This is a genomic window from Streptomyces sp. NPDC026092 (assembly GCF_040638605.1).
In the GTDB taxonomy this organism is placed as follows: Bacteria; Actinomycetota; Actinomycetes; order Streptomycetales; family Streptomycetaceae; genus Streptomyces.
The window spans coordinates 423893-443252 of the sequence record NZ_JBEZYN010000002.1; the positions used below are offsets into that span (position 1 = coordinate 423893).

Sequence of the window (19360 nt, forward strand, 5' to 3'; positions counted from 1 at the left end):
ACGGGAACCTGTGAGGTTTCGCAGAGCGACGGCCCGCAACGCACCGCGCCCACCGTGCGGGGCACGGTGGGCGCGGTCGTCGATCCAGGTCACGGCGGGGTTACAACCCTGGGGCCGTCCCCCGTCGTGTGACGGAGGTCATGCCTCAGTCGTTGTTCCCGCCAGGCGTCGTCTTCTGGATCTGGAGCAGGAACTCGCCGTTCGACTTCGTCTGCTTGAGCTTGTCGAGCAGCAGCTCGATCGCCTGCTGCTGGTCGAGCGCGTGGAGCACGCGACGCAGCTTCCAGGTGACGGCCAGCTCGTCGCTGCCGAGCAGGATCTCTTCCTTACGCGTACCCGAGGCGTCGACGTCGACGGCCGGGAAGATGCGCTTGTCGGCGAGCTTCCGGTCGAGCTTGAGCTCCATGTTGCCGGTGCCCTTGAACTCCTCGAAGATCACCTCGTCCATGCGCGAGCCGGTGTCGACCAGCGCGGTGGCCAGGATGGTCAGCGAGCCGCCGTCCTCGATGTTGCGCGCGGCACCGAAGAAGCGCTTCGGCGGGTAGAGCGCGGTCGAGTCGACACCACCGGACAGGATGCGGCCGGAGGCCGGGGCGGCGAGGTTGTACGCACGTCCCAGACGGGTGATCGAGTCGAGCAGGACGACCACGTCGTGACCCAGCTCCACGAGGCGCTTGGCGCGCTCGATGGCCAGCTCGGCGACCGTGGTGTGGTCCTCGGCCGGGCGGTCGAAGGTCGAGGAGATGACCTCGCCCTTGACCGACCGCTGCATGTCGGTGACCTCTTCCGGACGCTCGTCGACCAGGACGACCATCAGGTGGCACTCGGGGTTGTTGTGGGTGATCGCGTTGGCGATCGCCTGCATGATCATGGTCTTGCCGGTCTTCGGCGGGGCCACGATCAGGCCTCGCTGGCCCTTGCCGATCGGCGACACGAGGTCGATGATCCGCGTGGTCAGCACGCCCGGGTCGGTCTCCAGACGGAGCCGGTCCTGCGGGTAGAGCGGGGTCAGCTTGTTGAACTCGGGGCGGCCCCGGCCGGAGTCGGCGGCCATGCCGTTCGAGGAGTCCAGGCGCACCAGCGCGTTGAACTTCTCGCGGCGCTCGCCCTCCTTCGGCTGACGCACGGCGCCGGTGACGTGGTCACCCTTGCGCAGGCCGTTCTTGCGGACCTGGGCGAGGGAGACGTACACGTCGTTCGGGCCGGGCAGGTAGCCGGAGGTCCGGATGAACGCGTAGTTGTCGAGGATGTCGAGGATGCCCGCGACGGGGATCAGGACGTCGTCGTCGGAGACCTGCGGCTCGCCGGTCTGGAACTCGTCACGGCCACGACGGCCACGACGGTCCCGGTAGCGGCCGCGACGGCCACGACGGCCGCCCTCGTCGTCGAAGTCGTCCTGCGGGCCGCTCTGCTGACCCTGCTGGCCGCCCTGACGCTGCTGGCGCTGGCCGCCCTGGCCACCGCCCTGCTGCTCGTCGGCCTTGCCCCCGCGGTCACGGCGGTCGCGCTGGCGGTCGCCGCGGTCACGACGCTCGCCACGCTCGCCGCGGTCGCGGCGGCCGCGGCCCTCGGCGGTGTCGGCGGCGGTCTCGGCCTTGGCCTCGGCGGACGCGTCCGTACGGGACTCGGTTCGGGAGTCCGTCCGGGTGTCGACCTTGGTCTCGGTCTTGACGGCCTGCGCGGACTCGGCCCTGGCCTCGCCCTCGGGGCTGCCGGCGGGCGCGGTGGCCCGACGACGGCGGCGCTCGCCGGCCGGCTGGTCGTCGGAGGCGGGCTGGCCCGGAATGTCGATCTGCTGCTGGGCGACGGCCTTCTCGGCCTTCTCCGCCTTGGGGGCGGCGGGCTCGTCGGCGCTCTCGGCCGTACGGGCCTTGGAGGTGGCGCGGCGCTTCGGCTTGGTCTCAGCCGTGTCGGCGGCGGCCTTGGCGGGGGCGGAAGAACCGCCACCGGCCTGCGCCTCCTTGATGACCTCGATCAGCTGGCTCTTGCGCATCCGCGCGGTGCCCCTGATGCCGAGGCCGGACGCGACCTGCTGCAGCTCGGCCAGGACCATGCCCTCAAGGCCGGTGCCGGAGCGGCGGCGCCGTGCGGTGGTGCCAGTGGCAGCACCTGCGGCGGGCGCGGAAGTGTCGACCGTGTTGTCGGCAGTCACGCCCATCAGATCGGTGGTGTCGCTCACGAAGGGTCCTTCCCTGGAGCGGACGTCGGCCATCTGGCTCGGCGACCGGTTGTGCTGTCCGACAACGGTCCTGGCTTGTGGACCGTGTCGGGGCGGTGGTCCCGCCGGGTACGGCGGAAGAGAAAAAACGTGCTGGGTCCGGCCCGAGGCCCCCTAGCTCGGCCCTCACACAGGTTGAGCGAGGGGTGTCGTGCCGGTTCCGGAGCGTGCTCGAAACTGCTCAGGCGGGCTGCTCAGGCAGTTGGGGAGGCTCCCGGAAGAATCGGTGGTCCCTGACAGGGACACTCAGCACCGCGCCACAAAGGCGCCGGGTGCTGACTTGAGGTTAACACTACCGGCTCCAACAAACATTCCCCCTCTCCATCACCGGCAATCACGTGTCCCTAGGGAGCGAGCGGCAGGACACTCGCTCCGGACACATCGAGGTCGAGCCGGTTCGCGGCCCATCCCTCGCCCGCCAGCCGGGCGACCTTGTCGGCCGACCCGTGTTCGGCCAGCGCGAGCACCGTGGGGCCCGCGCCGGAGATGACCGCGGGGACTCCGTCCGCCCGCAGCCGGTTCACAAGGGCGATGCTCTCCGGCATCGCGGGGGCCCGGTACTCCTGGTGCAGCCGGTCCTCGGTGGCCGAGAGCAGCAGTTCGGGGCGGCGGGTGAGCGCCTCGACGAGGAGCGCGGCGCGGCCGGCGTTGGCCGCGGCGTCGACGTGCGGGACGGTGCGCGGCAGCAGGCCGCGCGCGGTCTCGGTCAGTACGGGCTTTCCGGGGACGAAAACCACCGGAACGATGGAATCCGAGGGATCCATCCTGATCGCCCGCGCGGCACCGGACTCGGTCCAGGCGAGCGTGAAGCCGCCGAGCAGACAGGCGGCGACGTTGTCGGGGTGTCCCTCGATCTCGGTGGCGAGTTCGAGGAGGGCCGCCTCGTCGAGGCGGCTGTCGCCGCCTATGGTCACGGCGCGGGCGGCGACGATGCCGGCGCAGATGGCGGCGGAGGAGGAGCCGAGGCCGCGGCCGTGCGGGATGCGGTTGGCGCAGACGACCTCGAGGCCGCGCGGCTGTCCGCCGAGCAGATCGAAGGCGGTACGCAGGGAGCGTACGAGCAGGTGGCTCTCGTCGCGCGGGAGCGTGTCGGCGCCTTCGCCGGCGATGTCGATGTGCAGCCCGGAGTCGGCGACCCGGACGACGACGTCGTCGTAGAGACCCAGCGACAGGCCGAAGGCGTCGAAGCCGGGGCCGAGGTTGGCGCTGGTGGCGGGAACGCGCACCCGTACGGCGGCAGCGCGGAAGGCGGGACCGGCCATCGCTCGATGACTCTCCTTGACTTGCGACAACGGGTTTTCAAGAGAAGTACACGGAAACCCGGGGGCCGCTTCTGCCTCGGGGGCGACAACGGCAACGACACCGCGCATATGCAACGGGGCGGGTTCGGTACAGCCTATCGAAGGAAGGTTCTGTGGCGACATAGGGCGCACAGGAGGCGCACGATGCGTGTCGCAAGCCTTCCTGTGCGCCTATGTACGTTCCTGATCGGGTTTGCCTCTCCGGGACTCCCGGAGAGGCGTTTCCCGCCAGACTTCAGGGACTTACAGCGTTCTTACGCGAGACCGCGCGCGAGGCCCGCGCGCGGTGCGCGCAGGGTTACGCGAGGCCGAGGCGCTCGGCGGCCGCGGCGGCGTCGACCGGGACGGTGACCGGCTGGGGCGCGCCGGCGACGGCCCAGTCGGGGTCCTTCAGGCCGTTGCCGGTCACGGTGCAGACGATCCGCTGGCCCGGGTCGACCTTCCCCTGCTCGGCGGCCTTCAGCAGACCGGCGACGGACGCGGCGGAGGCGGGCTCGACGAAGACGCCCTCCTGCGAGGCCAACAGCCGGTAGGCGCGCAGGATCTCACGGTCCGTCACCTCGTCGATGAAGCCGCCGGACTCGTCGCGCGCGGCGATCGCGTACTCCCACGAGGCGGGGTTGCCGATCCGGATCGCGGTGGCGATCGTCGACGGGTCCTTGACGACCTCACCGCGCACGAGCGGCGCGGAGCCGGAGGCCTGGAAGCCCCACATGCGCGGGCGGTGGGTGGCGAGGCCGTCGGTGGCGTACTCGCGGTACCCCTTCCAGTACGCCGTGATGTTGCCGGCGTTGCCCACCGGCAGGACGTGGATGTCGGGGGCGTCGCCCAGCATGTCCACGATCTCGAAGGCGGCGGTCTTCTGCCCCTCGATACGGACCGGGTTGACGGAATTGACCAGCGCGACCGGGTAGTTGTCCGACAGCGCGCGGGCCAGGTCGAGGCAGTCGTCGAAGTTGCCGTCGACCTGGAGGATCTTCGCGCCGTGCACGAGGGCCTGGCCCATCTTGCCGAGCGCGATCTTGCCCTGCGGCACGAGGACGGCGGACACCATGCCGGCGCGTACCGCGTAAGCCGCCGCGGACGCCGAGGTGTTGCCGGTGGAGGCGCAGATGACGGCCTGCGCACCCTCCTCCTTGGCCTTCGAGATGGCCATGGTCATGCCGCGGTCCTTGAAGGAACCGGTGGGGTTGGCGCCCTCGACCTTGAGGTGCACCTCGCAGCCCGTGCGCTCGGAGAGGACCTGAGCGGGAACGAGCGGCGTACCGCCCTCACGGAGCGTGACGACCGGCGTCGTGTCCGTGACCGGAAGACGGTCCCGGTACTCCTCGATGATGCCGCGCCACTGGTGGGTGCCCTTGCTGGTCATGGGTCCTTACTCCCCTTCAACACGCATGATGCTGGCGACACCGCGCACGGTGTCGAGCTTGCGCAGCGCCTCGACCGTCCCCGAGAGGGCGGCGTCGGCGGCGCGGTGGGTGACGACGACGAGGGAGGCCTCGCCGCTGCCGTCCTGTCGTCCTTGCTGACGTACGGTGTCGATCGACACGCCGTGCTCGGCGAAGACCGTCGCGACCTGGGCGAGGACACCCGGCTTGTCGGCCACGTCGAGGCTGATGTGGTACCGCGTCACCACGTCGCCCATGGGGCTCACGGGCAGCTGGGTGTACGCGGACTCCCCGGGGCCGGTGGCCCCGTCGAGCTTGTTGCGGCACACGGCGACCAGGTCGCCGAGGACGGCCGAGGCGGTCGGAGCGCCGCCGGCGCCGGGGCCGTAGAACATGAGCCGCCCGGCGGCCTCGGCCTCGACGAAGACCGCGTTGTAGGCCTCGCGGACCGAGGCGAGCGGGTGGCTCAGCGGGATCATCGCCGGGTGCACGCGCGCGGTGACGGACTCGCCGTCGGCGGCCCGCTCGCAGATCGCGAGCAGCTTGATCGTGCAGCCCATCTGCTTGGCGGAGGCGAAGTCGGCGGCGGTGACCTCGGTCATGCCCTCGCGGTAGACGTCGTCGAGACGCACGCGCGTGTGGAAGGCGATCCCGGCGAGGATGGCGGCCTTGGCGGCGGCGTCGAAGCCCTCGACGTCGGCGGTGGGGTCGGCCTCGGCGTACCCGAGGGCGGTGGCCTCGTCGAGCGCCTCGCTGTAGCCGGCCCCCGACGTGTCCATCTTGTCGAGGATGAAGTTGGTCGTGCCGTTGACGATGCCCATGACGCGGTTGATCTTGTCGCCGGCGAGGGACTCGCGCAGCGGCCGGATCAGCGGGATGGCACCGGCGACGGCGGCCTCGTAGTACAGGTCCTCGCCGTGCTCCTCGGCCGAGGCGTACAGGCTCGCGCCGTCCTGGGCGAGGAGCGCCTTGTTGGCCGAGACGACGGAGGCGCCGTGCTCGAAGGCGGTGGTGATCAGCGTGCGGGCGGGCTCGACACCGCCGATGACCTCGACGACGACGTCGATGTCGCCCCGTTTGACCAGGGCGGTGGCGTCGGTGGTGATCAGCTCGGCGGGGATGCCGGCCCGGACCTTGTCGGGGCGGCGGACCGCGACGCCGGCGAGCTCGACCGGGGCGCCGATGCGCGCGGCGAGATCGTCGGCGTGCGTCGTCATGATGCGCGCCACCTCTGAGCCGACCACTCCACAGCCCAGCAGCGCCACCTTCAGCGGACGCGTACGCATCATCCGACCTCGTTTCCTTCGTACTACTTCGTATCTCTACGGTTGGACCAGTCTCACTCACCGGACGAGGGTTTCTGCCCCTCGTCCGGATCCTGAGACAGTTATTTCATCATCCGACGTCGAGGCGCAGGAGATCTTCCTCCGTCTCACGCCGAACGATCACGCGCGCCTCGCCGTCGCGGACGGCGACGACGGGCGGGCGGAGTGCGTGGTTGTAGTTGCTGGCCATGGACCGGCAGTAGGCGCCGGTGGCCGGCACGGCGAGGAGATCGCCGGGCGCGACGTCGGCGGGCAGGAAGGCGTCCCGTACGACGATGTCGCCGCTCTCGCAGTGCTTGCCGACGACACGGACGAGCATGGGCTCGGCGTCACTCGTCCGCGAGACGAGAGCGACGCTGTACTCGGCGTCGTACAGCGCGGTACGGATGTTGTCCGACATCCCACCGTCGACGCTCACATACGTCCGGAGCCCCTCGAGCGGCTTGACGGTCCCGACCTCGTACAGCGTGAAGGCGGTGGGCCCGACGATGGCGCGCCCGGGCTCGACGGAGATACGGGGCGTGGCGAGCCGGGCGGCCTCGCACTCCCTCGTGACGATCTCCTTGAGGGCCTTGGCGATGTCGTGCGGCTCACGGGGGTCGTCGTCGGAGGTGTAGGCGATGCCGAGGCCGCCGCCGAGGTCGATCTCGGGGAGCTCGACACCGTGCTCGTCGCGTACCGCGGCGAGGAGCTGGACGACGCGGCGGGCGGAGACCTCGAAACCGGCCATGTCGAAGATCTGGGACCCGATGTGGGAGTGGATCCCGATGAGCTCGAGCCCGTCGAGGGAGAGCGCACGCCGGACGGCTTCGGCGGCCTGTCCCCCGGCGAGGGCGATGCCGAACTTCTGGTCCTCGTGGGCGGTGGCGATGAACTCGTGGGTGTGCGCCTCGACGCCGACGGTCACCCGGATCTGGACGCGCTGCCGCTTGCCGAGGGCCTGGGCGATGTGGGCGACGCGCACGATCTCCTGGAAGGAGTCGAGCACGATCCGCCCGACACCGACGGAGACGGCGCGCTCGATCTCTTCTTCGCTCTTGTTGTTGCCGTGGAAGGCGATGCGCTCGGCGGGCATACCGGCGGAGAGGGCGGTGGAAAGCTCCCCTCCGGAGCACACGTCCAGGTTCAGCCCCTCCTCGGTGAGCCACCGGACGACGGCGCGGGAGAGGAAGGCCTTGCCGGCGTAGAAGACGTCGGCGTCGGGCCCGAAGGCGTCGGCCCAGGCGCGGCAGCGGGCGCGGAAGTCGGCCTCGTCGAGGAAGTAGGCGGGCGTCCCGAACTCCTCGGCGAGTTCGGTGACGGAGAGCCCGGCCACGGTGACCTGCCCTCGCTCGTCACGACTGACGGTCCGCGCCCACACCTTGGGGTCGAGGACGTTGAGGTCGGCGGCCGGGGCGCTGTAGTGCCCTTCGGGGAGGACGTCGGCGTGGCGGGGCCCGGCGGGGTGGGCGGAACGGCTCATGTCTGCATCTTTCAAATCTGGTCGGGTGCGCTGATGCCGAGCAGGGAGAGGCCACCGGCGAGCACCACCCCGGCGGCTTCGGCGAGCGCGAGCCGGGAGCGGTGGGCGGCCGAGGGTTTCTCGTCGCCGAGGGGCAGGACGGTGTGCTGGAAGTCGAGCAGCGCGTCGGCGACGACTTCGAGATGCCGGGCGACCCGATCGGGGGCGCGATGGCGGGCAGCGGCCGCGAGAACGGCGGGGTGGTCGCCGAGAACGCGGGGGAGGCTGCCTTCGATGCTGCTGTGCCCGGCCTCACTGTGAAACCCGAGCTGCTCGGCGTTCCTGGTCAGGGCGCGGGCACGGGAGTGGGAGTACTGGACGCGGAAGAGGGGGTTGTCCTCGTGCTGCCGGAGCAGCTCGTCACCGACGCGGGCGTGGTCATGCCCGGCGACGGAAAGAAGCCCCCACCGGGCGGCGTCGACACCGAGGGTGTGGACGAGCTCGCGGGGGCTTCGTCGGTGCACGGGAAGGGGAGCGATGTCGGTGGGCAGATGCCCCCGGGCCCCCTGGACCGCACTCGGAACCCCCAGCAGGGCCCACTCGGGGTCGACGGCGTCCTCGCAGGCGATACGGACGAGGTACCCCTGGGAGACGAGGATCCGCCGGACGGCGTCGGCGGTGACGGCGGCCCGGACGTCGGCACGGTGGACGGGCTGTGCGACCTGCCCGCTGGGCGCGAGGTGCCCGTACCGGGAACGGCGACGGAGGATCTCCCGTACGAGGTCCTGCTGGGCATTGGCGTCGAGGCTGAAGTTGAGGAAGCCGGGCCCGGTGATCTCGACGGCGGCGATGCCGGGGCTCCGATGGAGCCGGTCGCGGAGGATCGCGGCGACATCGAGGGGCGGGCGCTGGGCGGCGCGGGCGAGGGTGAGGGCGACGTTGCTGGCGTAGTCGCCACGCCCCCCGGGCCGGGGCCGCTCGACGGTGACGCGCTGGGGGACCTCCACGTGGAGCACACCGTCGTCGACCGCACGGCGCACGGCGTGCAGCACGGTGAGGGAGAGGTCCGCGGGGGTCACGGGACAAGCGTATGGGAGAAGGGGGGTCGGAACGCGAACCGGTTTCGCGATGCGGTCACCGGCTCCGCCGGGGAGCGCTGCGACCCGCCGCCTACAGGCGACGCGCACCGCCCCACTAGGGACAGTTACTACCGGCCCGCCCGACGCCGTGACGGCCACCTTCGGGGTGGTGGTCGGGGCGGTTGGCGTCATGGGCGTCGCCAGGGGGTCTTGCGTCGCCGCACCTGCTGTCGCTGTGCCGACTGTCGCTGAGCCTGGCGTCCCCGAGCCGGCCGTCGACGTGTCGACCGTCGCCCGGTCTACCGTCGCCCGGTCTGCCTTCCCCGTGCCTACCCTCGACCGGTCTTCCCTCTCCCGGTCTGCCCTCGCCGTGTCTTCCCTCGACCCCCGACGGCCCCTCCTGTCCGCCACGCCGCTGTCCGGGCTCCCGCCCGTCGCGGTGCATGAGCTTGCGTACGACGCGTACGAGCTCGGCGGGTTCGAAGGGCTTGGCGAGGAAGGCGTCGACGCCGACGGCGACACCGCTGTCCATCTCGTACTGGGTGCAGGCGCTGACGATGGCGACCGGCAGATGACTGGTACGCGGATCGGACCGCAGTCTCTCGGCGGTGCGCAGCCCGTCCAACCGGGGCATGACGACGTCGAGGGTGACGACATCAGGCTGCACCTGATGCACGACATCCAGACACTCGGCACCATCGGCCGCGGTCACGACCTCGAAGCCCTCAAGCTCGAGATTGACCCTGATCAACTGCCGGATCACCCGGTTGTCATCGACAACGAGCACCCGACCGGACATGCCTGACACACCACGAGAGTAGGTCGCCGCGAGTGGCTGCGTCCGGGTTTTGCCCACTTCCGACCCGTGAGGGGGAACGGGGGGTCGGTGACTCGACGGAAATACCTGTTCACAGGCACGGCTCGGATGCTGGTAGGGTTCTACCCGTCGCCGCCGAACGCGGCGGACGCCCCCGTAGCTCAGGGGATAGAGCAACGGCCTCCGGAGCCGTGTGCGCAGGTTCGAATCCTGCCGGGGGCACTTCGCAGGAAGTGCCTGAAGACCCCGCCACCAGCGCTAACGCTGAGGACGGGGTCTTTTGCGTTGCGCAAGGGTGTGGCGCTCGAAGCTGCCGGATGGCGGGTCTCCGTGGACTATTCGTGGACAGGATCTTGGGGCACCGATGCGGGTCAGTCCCGGGGAAAGGCGAAAGCCCTGGGACAGGTCCAGGGGCCGTGGGTGCGTTGGTTGTTCAGCCTCGGATCTCGCGTACAAGGACGTTGTCCTCGTCGTTGAGCTCCAGCTCGTACGGGAGCCCGAAGGAGTTCAGGAGACGAGCCAACTCGTCGAGCCGCGTTGGGTCGAGGACGCCATTGAGCAAGATCTTCGAACCGTCGATCGGATCGATCTCCACCTGGCACCAGCTGGTCTCCAGCTCGTAGCCGTTCCAGGACGACGAGCTGAAGCTCCAGCCGGCTCCGACGAAGCGGGCGGCCACAGCCGAGGCGTCGCGGCAACCATGCAGAACACCGCACACGTCGTTGCCCACCTCGATCCACTCGCGATCAAGCGTTGAGCCTTCATCGGATACGCGGTAGACGTACCTACCTGCTGGCGACCACGCCCTGGAGGGCGTCGAGTCGGCGACGGGCGGCGTTTGGGCCCTTGCCTGCCAAGCGGGCTCACGCTCCCAGCCATGAGCACCCCCACAAGCGCCCCGGTCGTGCATGTTCTGCCTTCCGTGCAGGGGGCGGACGCGGTCGAGGTGTCGTGCTGGCGGGTTGTTCTGTGGTTCGAGTTGATCCCAACAAGTTGGGGAGTTGGGATGAATTTGTCGCGGCGGCCGGGGGCCTTCGCCACCATGTGTGTATGGATGATGACTGGAAGCGACGGCGGCTCGAGCGGGTTCGCGAGGAGCTGGTTCGTGGTGGGGATCCTGTTGCTTGGGTGCGGGAGGCCGATGGGGTGGAGGCTTCGTTGCGGTTTCCGCATCTTGCGTTGCGGGGGCCGCTGTTCGGGGTGGCGGTCGAGCGGGAGCACGGGTGGGAGGTGGTCCGGGAAGTGGGGGCCGGGATGCCGCAGGAGGCGCGGGACAGTCTGAACTCGCTGCTGTGGTTCCGGGCCAAGGACGACACCGACGACCGGGACGTGCGGCGGGATCTCCTCGCGGCCGTGGCGATCCTGGAGCAGGAGCCCGTCGACGAGATCGTGGTCCTCGGGGAGCGGTACCGGATCGTGCGCGCCGACGAGTTCGCCCGGAGCGGGGAGACCGGGCTCGAGCCGCCCCGCGCCACCGATCCCGACGCCACCGAGCCCGTGTGGGACCACCGGAGCGCGCCGCCCTCGCCCGATCTCGGGTTCCTGCTCGCCCCCGAGCGGGCGGACGGGCTCACCCAGGAAGCCCTCAAGCTGGGGTTGCGTGACTTCTCGTACGCCGGCAAGCGGTTCCCCGACGACGTACGGGACGAGTCGCTGCGAGCCGTGGACACCCATCCCGACATCGTCCTGCTGCCCGTCGGGTTCGGCGTCGCCGAGCGGCGCGGTGCCGGGTGGCGGCCCGTCGGCGTCCTGCAGGCGACTCCGCATGAAGCCCGGCGCACGCTCTACTCGGGCCTGACCGAACTCTGGGCCATGATCTACGAGTTCGGCGAGCGAAAGGCCGAGCGCTACCGGCTGGCCGGAGAAGAATTCCGCGCCGCCGGGCGCGCCAACGAGGCGCGCATCGACGACCGGCTCTTCCGGATCTGCCGCATCGAGCGGCTCGTACGGTGCGGAGAGGACGGGCCCGAGCCTCCCCGCCCCTCCGACATCGACCAGTACGGGCCCATGAAGATGCATCCGACCATGGATCTGGATGGGGTTCTTCATCCTGAGAGGTGAGAGTCCCCTCTCAGCTGCGCTTGAAGAACTCGACCTCCGCCACCGCTATGTGGCGGCCCTCCGACACGCCCGCCGCGTCCCTGATCACCAGCTGGACCGCCACCACATCGCTGTAGCCCGTCTGGAAGGTCTGCGGGCCCGGTTTGTCCGCGAGAGTGATCGTCTTTGTTTTCGTCGTTCCGTCCGCGGCCGTGACCACCAGATCCGCTCGGATCGGGCGAGCCTGGTTGCGGTGGGCTTCCGCCTTCTTCGAGACGCCCGTGTGGACGACCACGTCCACCATCCGGAACGGGGTGCGGAACTCGAACGAGAGCGCGTCGTCGACCTTCGGTGCGCCCCAGTACGTGTTGCTCAGGCCGTCCGTCGCCAGCGTCGCCCCGTGCTTCGGGACCGACGCCGTCGCCTCGGTCGACGCGGGCGTGATCGGGACCGCCTTGCCCAGCTTGTCCCGTACGTCCTCGTACAGCCAACGGCCCGCCGGGATCAGGAAGTAGCCACCTACGACGACGCCGACCAGGACCAGTGCCATCACCGAGCGGCGTACCCACACACCCGATCCCGAACGTGCCCTGCGGCGGAACGGCCACACCGTCCGCCACCACGGCAGCGGCACCACCCGCGCCGTCGGGCGCAGCGGCGCCGCGCAGCGGCGGCAGAAGCGACGGCCCGTCGCGTTCGGCGTGCCGCACTGCGGGCAGGGCGGGCCCTGCTGCGTCTCCGACGTCGACTGTCGTACCTTCGGGCGTTGCGCTATCGGCTTGGCCGGTTTTACCGCCCCCACCGCCCCCGCCGGGCCCGTCTGGTTCGTCCGGTTCGTCTGGGGTTCCTTCGGCGGCGCTTCCGCCGGCCTGCGCGCAGGGATGGGTGGGGTGGGGGCGTGCGTTGGACGGGGAGGAATCGTGGGGGGCTGGCTCGTTGTCCGAGCCTGAGGGCTGCGCCTCTCCTCCTCCTCTTCCTCCGCCGGTTCCTCTTCTGACGTGTCCGACTGGATGTCCAGCGGGAGCTGCGTCGGGATCTCCACCGGGAGTTCCGACTGGAAGCCCCTCAGCAGGCCCCTGAAGAAGCCCGGCTCGGGTTGGGTTGGGATGTCCGCCGGGAGGCCTGCCGTCAGTTCCGTCGGCAATGCCGTCGGGACCACTTCCGGAGTCACTGCGGGGAGTTGGGGGAACTCTGGTTGCTGTTCCTCCTCCTCCCTCGTCCTCCGGCGGTCCCTGTCCCTGTCCCTGTCCCTGTCCCCGTCCCCGTCCTGCTTCCTCTCCCGCTCCTTCTCCTCATCCCTCGACCAGCCCACGTAACCCCCGCAGTTCCCGCAGAAGTCGTCCGTGTCGCCGTTCGCCGTGCCGCACTCCGGGCAGACGCGCATGTCAGTTGCCTCCCTCAGCCGGCTCGCCCGACTCGGCCGTCACGATCTCCACTCGGCACGTGAGGTGAACCGGGCAGGACGCCTGGACCACGTCCAGGACCTGGCGGGGGTCCACCGGGCCCCTGACGCGGACCAGGAGTTCGCCCGTGGGGGCCGGGGGCAGGGGGGTGTTCGGGGTCGTCGACCACGTCGCTCCGCCGCCGTCGACGATCTCGGCCTCCACGCCCAGGCACAGGCGCAGGCGCTCCTCCAGGCCGCGGCGCGTGCCGCGGCGGCGGTGGAGCTCCATCGCTCGGGCCACGACCGTTCTGCTCAGTTCCTCCGGCCAGTTCTCGTCCAGGTCCACGCCCAGCCAGGTCGCCAGCCACTGGAGGAAGTCCGGGGGCGTGAGCGCCGGGTCGAAGTACGACGGGAGGTTGTCCAGGGTGGAGAAGACCGGGGCCAGGACCGTGTCCAGGCCTGCCGTGAAGCGCTGCGCCAGGTCGTCGTCCGCGTACAGGGCCGGGAGCAGGGTGCCGATCGGGTGCGGGCTCGGCAGGCCGGGGATCGCGGCTCTGGTCATGCTCCGCCACCCAGGTCCCCGGGGGTCACGACCACCTGGTGCTGGTACGAGAAGACCAGGGCGTTGCGGGCGACGTCTATGCGCTCCACCGGGGAGCCCCTGCGTCCCGTCACCGGGTCCGCCGGGAACAGGCGGACCTCCTCCACCAGGGCGTTCTGGGCCGCCCGTTGGAGGACCGCGAAGACCTCGCCGTACTGGACCGGGCGGCCGAACGGCCAGCCCCTGCCGTCCGCTCCGCCGTGCAGCGGGTTCAAGTGCCGGAAGAGTGCGTCGAGCGCGGCCTCCCGCACCCGGTCCACGTCCTGGGGCTCGGCGACGAGGCGCGCGACCACCGTGACGCCCTGGTACGCGGGCGGTTCCACCACCAGGCGCGTACCGACCAGGCGGCGCTCGTCCAAGCGGGTCGTGATCGCCGACATGACCTGCTCCGAGGGGATCAGCTGCTCGAAGCGGAGGCGGTCGTCGCCCTCGTCCGCCACCGCGTCCGGCACGACCAGCACCCGTACCGCGCCGCCCTCCCCCGCCACGGCCGGCAGGCAGCGGACCCGCTTCACCGAGGGGGCCGCCTCGCGGGCGATGAACTCGTAGTCCTGGGCGGTGACCGCACGGTCCCGTATCCGCAGCACCTGCGGGGCGCGCACCTTGGCGTTGTCGACGCCCTCGCCGTCCACCCCGCCGCGCGCGGCCTCCCGGTTCTCGACCCGGTCGATGTACGGGACGGAGCTGCGCAGCACCGAGATCGCGCCGCGCGCCACGTTGCCGGCGGCGCCGCCGCCCGTGCGGTAGCGGGGGACCCGTACCTGGGCGCCCTGGTCGGGGACCGCGCCGTAGGTGCGCAGCGTGCCGTCGGGCTCCCGCAGCGCGGGCGGGAAGGTGAACTCGCCGGTCGTGGCGTCCACGACCACGTGGTGGTCGGTGGGTGTCGAGTCTCCGAAGTGGTCGACCGGGGTCCAGGTCTGCCAGCCGTCCGCCGAGGAAACCTCCACGACCGGCGGCTCGCCGTCCAGGAGCAACGGCGTGCGGGGCAGCCGGAACCGCTGTCCCGCCACGCCCTCGGAGGTGCCCAGCATCGTGTCGTGCACGACCTCCGCGTGCTCGACCGTCATCGTGCCGCCGACGGTGAACACCTCCGCCTCACGGACGGTCGGCGACTCGGAGTAGAACGGCTGCCCCTCCTCGGGAGCGACCACCCGGCAGCGCAGCCAGCCGGCGCGGGTGCCCGCGAGCACCGACGCCGTGTGGCTGGCCGGTACGAACACGATGATCTCGCCCGGCCGGTTGAGGCCGCCCGTGGTGTCCGAGTCGGTCTCGCACCGCACCCATCGCGCGCCGTCCCATGCCTCCCACACCAGGGGCGGCTGCCTCGGGTCGACACCGACGCCCTCGACGCGGCTGTCCAGCTGGACGGTGACGATGCAGCGCGGGACCGCGGTCGGCAGGCCGAACAGCATGGCGTCCCCCGGGGCCGGAGCGGCCTGGAAGCAGCGGATGTCCCTGCCCTCGGCGAGGGCGTTCGTACGGTCGGTCTGCTCGCCGCCCGCGGGGGCGGTGACCAGGCGGGTCAGGGAGCTGGGCAGGATCGGCAGATCCGCGGTGGTGCCGAAGACCACCTCGTCCTCCTCCGTCCCGCCGTCTTCGGTCGTCACCTCGGTGCCCGCCGGCAACGTCACGGTGTCGGGCTGGGGCGCGGACAGCCAGAAGTCGACCTCCGCGGTGGCCGCCGTCGGCGGGAAGAGCTTGATGCCCAACAGGTCGAGGAAGGCGAGGTAGTTCTTGTCCGGGACCCTGTTCAGCCGGTAGAGCAGCTGGTCGACCATGTACGCGAAGGTCTCGATCAGCGTGACTCCGGGGTCCGACACGTTGTGGTCGGTCCACTCCGGCGTCCGCTGCTGGACGTACCGCTTCGCCTCGTCGACCAGCTGCTGGAACCGCCGGTCGTCCAGGTGGGGTGAGGGCAGCGACATCAGCGCACTCCCGTCTCGTCGGAGCCCTCGGTGGAGGGGATGGAGTAGAACGGGAAGACCAGGTTCCGCAGGTCGTTGGTGGACCGGATCGTGTACCGGACGTCGATGTAGAAGACGCCCTCGTCCACGGCGTCGAACGCGACGACCACGTCGTCGACCTCGATTCGCGGCTCCCACCGCTCCAGCGCCGTCCGCACCTCGTGACCGATCTGGCCTGCCGTCTCGTCGTCGCCCGGCTCGAACACGTAGTCGTGGACCCCGCAGCCGAACTCGGGGCGCATCGGGCGCTCGCCCGGAGCCGTACCGAGGACGAGGCGGATGGCCTCCTCGATCTCCCGGTCGCGCTCCACCATCCCGATACCGCCGGTGGGGCTCACCCTGAGGGGGAAGCCCCAACCGCGTCCTATGAAGCGGTCGCTCACAGCGGCCCCCCGATGATGACGTTCGGCGCGCCCGCCATGATCTGCGCTCCGCACGTCGTCTGGTCCATCGCGCAGGCGGCGGGCAGTCCACCGATCAGTACGCGGCGGGTGGCGGCCCGCGGGCTCGGCATGACCAGGTTGGTGAGGGCCAGGTAGGCATGCGGCCCGCAGGCGTTCACGCTTCCGGTCACCGCGGCCGGCTTGCCGCCGATGAACACGGTGGCGACCCTGGCGGTGAAGGGCCCGGGCGGCGGGACGGCGACGACACCACCGTGGGCCGTCGGGTCTCCTACGCGCGCTGCGGGAGGCATTCGGTTACTCCTTGCTGACGATGCAGTCGAAGCGGTACTGGGGGGTGGGGAGCCCGGTGGGCGGTTCAGTTGATGTTGATCATCCCCGCCTTGAACGTGGCCGTGGTCCCGCCGCTGACCAAGAGCCCGGTCTTGGCGTCGATCTTCATCGCGGCCTTGGAGTCGATGTTCACCGCGGTGTTGGCGCTGATGTTCATCACTGTCTTGGCGTTGATGTTCACCGTGCCGCCGGTCAGGTCGAGTGTGCCCGTCGGCCCCGCGTCCAGCGTGATCCCCCTCGGGGTCAGCGTCATCGACGTCAGCGGCCTTCTGCCGGTCGGGTCGTAGACGGTGACGCCGATCTCGCTACGGCGTTCGTCGAGCTGCACCTCCAGCCGCCCGCGGCCGGTGGCGAAGCGCAGCCCGGACACGCCGGTCCTGGTGTCGAGCAGTTCGAGGCGGTGGCCCGAGCGGGACACCAGGGAGCGGCGCTGGACCTTGCCGGTCGCCTTTTCGATGAGCGGTACGTCGTGCTTCGACGGGATGTCGACGCCGTTGTAGAGGCCGCCGATCACGTACGGGCTGTCCAGCAGCCCCTGTTCGAACCCGACGAGGACCTCGTCGTTGACCTCGGGGCTGAAGACCCCGCCGCCGCCCTTGCCGCCCCACTGGACGGTCCGTACCCAGTCCGTCTCGTACTTTTCGTCGAGCCAGGGGAACTTCAGCTTCACCCAGCCGCGCTGCTGACGGCCCACCTCACGCACGTTGGTGACCACGCCGATGGCGAGACCCGGCATCCTCCCGGAGCGTGCGGGCGCTGGGGCGCCCGAGGCGAGGCCGAGGAGGGAGCGGTCGGGCGAGGCGCTGACCACGACCGTCGTACGGTATCCGCCCGACGGCTCCAGGACGTGGTGGACGGCGGTGGCCGTGTACCTGCCGGAGAAGTCCTTGCCCACGTTGCCGAGGGTGACCGGGGTGCCCGCGCGGAGCTTGGGGTTCCCCTCGACGACCGCCTCGAACTCGCCGAACCCGGCGCTCACCGACTCTGCCAGGGCCGTGGACACGGCCTTCGCCACACCCTTCGCACGGTACGGGGTGTCAGCGACGTTGATCAGCGCCTTCTTGCCGAACACGGCCGCCTTCGACGGGGCGAGCCCCGGGACGACGGTCTTGCTCTTGACGGCGGCCGTGACCCCCACCAGCGGCTTCTTGGTGTTGACGTTCCAGCCCCGCACCTTCACATTGCTCGCCCCGTCGGCGGCCGTCAGGACGGCACGGAGGGCGTACAGGTTGTCGCCGTACTCCAGGACCAGCGGGTTCACACTCGCCCGGGTGGATACGGCCGGCGCGGACGAGGCGGGCTTCGGCTTCACGAACTGGAGCGTGTCCTTCTCGTCGACCCGCACCTGGGCACCGCTCTCCGCCGCCAGGTACTGGAGGAACTCCCAGTCGGAAATGTTGGGTTGGGAGATCAGCTTGTGCACACCCGGTGCGGCCTGGACCTTGCCGACGAGCAGTCCGGCGCCTTGGGCGACCTGCTTGACGATTCTCGCAATCGTCATGTTGCGGAACGCGACGACCTTGCGGCCCCGCTGGAGGCGGTGCGCCTTGGAGTGCGCGCGGATCACCGTGAACGAGCCCGTGTCGTCGGTGTCCAGCTCCAGCGCCGTCACCTCGCCCGTGAAGAGCCGCACATTGGTCTGCCCGGCCAGGGAGGTCGCGACCGAGACCGTCAGCTTCGTGCCGATGGTGATCCCGGTCTCGGCGAGCATTTCGTGGTCCGGGTCGCGGTACGTCACCAGGGCTGTGTCCGGCAGTCCGACGTTCTCGTCGACCACGCAGCTGACCAACTGCTTGATCCAGGGGTCCGGCAGCTTTTTCGGGGCCATGACGATCGGGTCGGCCGCGAACGACCGGGCGCCTCGCTCCGCGCTCATTCTCCCTCCTCAGGGGTCTCGTCCTCGTTGCTGGGCACGACGAGTTCCGTGCCGGGCACGAGCACCATGGGGTCGTCGACGTCGTTGGCCTCGGCGATGACCCGCCAGGCGGTGGCGTCGCCGTACTCGCGCCAGGCGAGCAGCGGCAGGCTGTCGCCGGCGACGACACGGTGCGTACGGCGCGCGTCCCGCGAGCCCGACGTCGGGTTCTGGCCCGCCGGATCGACGCTCGCCTCCTCGATGGAGAGCGAGCAGGTGGCGCGCAGCGGCTTCCCGTCGACATCGAAGAGGCTGTAGCTGACGGAGAAGTTGGAGAGGACGCCGTCGAAGGAGGTCGTCTTCGACTTGCCCCACTCGAACCGCACCCAAGGGCTGGCCGGCGTCTTGCGCGCCAGGCTCGCTTTGGTGGGCACGAGGGCGATCATGATCTGCTGTACGGCCTTCTCGACGGAGTTGTCGTGCTTGGCGGTCCCGTCGAGGAAGACCTCAAGGGAGAGCGAGCGCGGGCCGCTGCCGACGAACTCGGGCAGGGCCGACTGGCCGGCCATCCGGGAGGGCGTACGCCGCCACTCGGTGGTCTTGCTCATCGACAGGGTCGACGGGTTGAACTGGAGCTTGACGCGGGCGAGGGTGCCGCCCGGCTTGGCGCCGACCTTCGCGGGCGGTTCCATGATCGTCAGTTGGGCTTGGGTGCGGTTGGCGCGGCCGCGTGCCATCGGGTACGTACCTCCTCTCGTCGGGTGGGGTCGCCGGGGTCAGGACGGGCGCAGGCCCTCGTGGGCGATCTCCAGGGTCTCGGTCGCCACCTGGGAGTTGGCCGGATCGAAGGACGGGCCCTGCCAGCGGACCGGGACGATGCCCATCACCTGCCAGCCCACGATGGGGGTGAGATCGGGCTTGAGCGCGACGATCTCGCCGTCCTTGGGCTCGACCCGCTGGATGATCTCGTCGAGCCAGCGAGCGATCTTGGCGCTGTCGGCGGTCACCGGGCGGGTCAGGGTGATGTTGGACCAGGTGATGCGGCCGGGGAGCTGCCAGGTGAACCCGTTGTTGCCGCCCTCCGCGTACTGCTCCATCTCCACCTGGGCCCCGAGACCGGAGCAGGTGTGGAAGGCGCCCAGGTCGTTGCCGCCGATCGCGAGCCGGAAGAACACGCTCGTGGCGACGATGCTGTCCGTCATCTTTCCTTCTC

Annotated in this window: 16 protein-coding genes, 1 tRNA gene and 1 pseudogene; 2 read left to right on the plus strand and 16 right to left on the minus strand. The window is 70.5% G+C overall.

Going from position 1 to position 19360, the window contains the following annotated elements; all coding sequences use genetic code 11:
- Positions 1–145 precede the first annotated feature (145 nt).
- From rho to AB0F56_RS04580, 7 genes and pseudogenes are all read right to left on the minus strand, one after another.
- Positions 146–2179, minus strand: coding sequence for a transcription termination factor Rho (rho, locus tag AB0F56_RS04550; protein WP_362003827.1), 2034 nt, complete (start codon positions 2177–2179; stop codon positions 146–148).
- Between the two features lie 383 nt (positions 2180–2562).
- On the minus strand, positions 2563–3480 hold the full coding sequence (thrB, locus tag AB0F56_RS04555) for a homoserine kinase (protein ID WP_362003829.1): 918 nt from the start codon (positions 3478–3480) through the stop codon (positions 2563–2565).
- A gap of 337 nt (positions 3481–3817) precedes the next feature.
- Complete coding sequence (gene thrC, locus AB0F56_RS04560) at positions 3818–4888, minus strand: threonine synthase (protein WP_362003831.1); 1071 nt, start codon at positions 4886–4888, stop codon at positions 3818–3820.
- Positions 4889–4894: 6 nt separating this feature from the next.
- Entirely contained in the window at positions 4895–6193 is a 1299-nt protein-coding gene (locus tag AB0F56_RS04565; RefSeq protein ID WP_362004041.1) for a homoserine dehydrogenase, read from the minus strand.
- A gap of 109 nt (positions 6194–6302) precedes the next feature.
- On the minus strand, positions 6303–7694 hold the full coding sequence (gene lysA, locus AB0F56_RS04570) for a diaminopimelate decarboxylase (protein WP_362003833.1): 1392 nt from the start codon (positions 7692–7694) through the stop codon (positions 6303–6305).
- An 11-nt stretch (positions 7695–7705) separates the two neighbouring features.
- Entirely contained in the window at positions 7706–8752 is a 1047-nt protein-coding gene (gene nrtL / locus AB0F56_RS04575) for an ArgS-related anticodon-binding protein NrtL (RefSeq protein ID WP_362003835.1), read from the minus strand.
- A 442-nt stretch (positions 8753–9194) separates the two neighbouring features.
- Positions 9195–9551 (minus strand): annotated as a pseudogene (locus tag AB0F56_RS04580) (response regulator); the annotation flags it as partial.
- Between the two features lie 168 nt (positions 9552–9719).
- Between AB0F56_RS04580 and AB0F56_RS04585 the strand changes: the two are divergent.
- Positions 9720–9791 (plus strand) — tRNA-Arg (locus AB0F56_RS04585).
- 211 nt (positions 9792–10002) lie between these two features.
- Here AB0F56_RS04585 and AB0F56_RS04590 read toward each other — a convergent pair.
- Positions 10003–10287, minus strand: a complete 285-nt coding sequence (locus AB0F56_RS04590) for a hypothetical protein (RefSeq protein ID WP_362003837.1) — start codon at positions 10285–10287, stop codon at positions 10003–10005.
- A 332-nt stretch (positions 10288–10619) separates the two neighbouring features.
- On the opposite strand from AB0F56_RS04590, the gene AB0F56_RS04595 reads away from it, so the two are divergent.
- The gene (locus AB0F56_RS04595; RefSeq protein ID WP_362003839.1) at positions 10620–11630 is read left to right on the plus strand and encodes a DUF5954 family protein; all 1011 of its coding nucleotides are present in this window, start codon (positions 10620–10622) and stop codon (positions 11628–11630) included.
- 10 nt (positions 11631–11640) lie between these two features.
- Here the strand turns inward: AB0F56_RS04595 and AB0F56_RS04600 are convergent, their stop codons facing one another.
- From AB0F56_RS04600 to AB0F56_RS04635, 8 genes are all read right to left on the minus strand, one after another.
- On the minus strand, positions 11641–12159 hold the full coding sequence (locus AB0F56_RS04600) for a zinc ribbon domain-containing protein (protein WP_362003841.1): 519 nt from the start codon (positions 12157–12159) through the stop codon (positions 11641–11643).
- An 835-nt stretch (positions 12160–12994) separates the two neighbouring features.
- A complete protein-coding gene (locus tag AB0F56_RS04605) occupies positions 12995–13555 on the minus strand; it encodes a phage tail protein I (protein WP_362003843.1) in 561 nt (186 codons plus the stop codon).
- The gene (locus AB0F56_RS04610; RefSeq protein ID WP_362003845.1) at positions 13552–15519 is read right to left on the minus strand and encodes a putative baseplate assembly protein; all 1968 of its coding nucleotides are present in this window, start codon (positions 15517–15519) and stop codon (positions 13552–13554) included. Before AB0F56_RS04610 ends, AB0F56_RS04605 begins: the two co-directional genes overlap by 4 nt.
- Positions 15519–15941, minus strand: coding sequence for a GPW/gp25 family protein (locus AB0F56_RS04615; RefSeq protein WP_362003846.1), 423 nt, complete (start codon positions 15939–15941; stop codon positions 15519–15521). Before AB0F56_RS04615 ends, AB0F56_RS04610 begins: the two co-directional genes overlap by 1 nt.
- Entirely contained in the window at positions 15938–16252 is a 315-nt protein-coding gene (locus AB0F56_RS04620; RefSeq protein WP_362003848.1) for a PAAR domain-containing protein, read from the minus strand. The genes AB0F56_RS04615 and AB0F56_RS04620 overlap by 4 nt, the downstream gene beginning before the upstream one ends.
- A gap of 65 nt (positions 16253–16317) precedes the next feature.
- A complete protein-coding gene (locus AB0F56_RS04625) occupies positions 16318–18168 on the minus strand; it encodes a VgrG-related protein (RefSeq protein ID WP_362003850.1) in 1851 nt (616 codons plus the stop codon).
- The gene (locus AB0F56_RS04630; protein WP_362003852.1) at positions 18165–18884 is read right to left on the minus strand and encodes a peptidase M23; all 720 of its coding nucleotides are present in this window, start codon (positions 18882–18884) and stop codon (positions 18165–18167) included. Before AB0F56_RS04630 ends, AB0F56_RS04625 begins: the two co-directional genes overlap by 4 nt.
- 39 nt (positions 18885–18923) lie before the next feature.
- Positions 18924–19349, minus strand: coding sequence for a phage tail protein (locus AB0F56_RS04635; RefSeq protein WP_362003854.1), 426 nt, complete (start codon positions 19347–19349; stop codon positions 18924–18926).
- Between the last annotated feature and the right edge of the window lie 11 nt (positions 19350–19360).

Coding starts and splice junctions, on each gene's coding strand:
- AB0F56_RS04630 (WP_362003852.1), bottom strand. CDS start 18,884: ATGGCACGCGGCCGCGCCAACCGCACCCAAGCCCAACTGACGATCATG.
- AB0F56_RS04635 (WP_362003854.1), bottom strand. CDS start 19,349: ATGACGGACAGCATCGTCGCCACGAGCGTGTTCTTCCGGCTCGCGATC.
- lysA (WP_362003833.1), bottom strand. CDS start 7,694: ATGAGCCGTTCCGCCCACCCCGCCGGGCCCCGCCACGCCGACGTCCTC.
- thrB (WP_362003829.1), bottom strand. CDS start 3,480: ATGGCCGGTCCCGCCTTCCGCGCTGCCGCCGTACGGGTGCGCGTTCCC.
- AB0F56_RS04605 (WP_362003843.1), bottom strand. CDS start 13,555: ATGACCAGAGCCGCGATCCCCGGCCTGCCGAGCCCGCACCCGATCGGC.
- AB0F56_RS04565 (WP_362004041.1), bottom strand. CDS start 6,193: ATGCGTACGCGTCCGCTGAAGGTGGCGCTGCTGGGCTGTGGAGTGGTC.
- AB0F56_RS04620 (WP_362003848.1), bottom strand. CDS start 16,252: ATGCCTCCCGCAGCGCGCGTAGGAGACCCGACGGCCCACGGTGGTGTC.
- AB0F56_RS04595 (WP_362003839.1), top strand. CDS start 10,620: ATGGATGATGACTGGAAGCGACGGCGGCTCGAGCGGGTTCGCGAGGAG.
- AB0F56_RS04610 (WP_362003845.1), bottom strand. CDS start 15,519: ATGTCGCTGCCCTCACCCCACCTGGACGACCGGCGGTTCCAGCAGCTG.
- thrC (WP_362003831.1), bottom strand. CDS start 4,888: ATGACCAGCAAGGGCACCCACCAGTGGCGCGGCATCATCGAGGAGTAC.
- AB0F56_RS04625 (WP_362003850.1), bottom strand. CDS start 18,168: ATGAGCGCGGAGCGAGGCGCCCGGTCGTTCGCGGCCGACCCGATCGTC.
- AB0F56_RS04600 (WP_362003841.1), bottom strand. CDS start 12,159: ATGGCACTGGTCCTGGTCGGCGTCGTCGTAGGTGGCTACTTCCTGATC.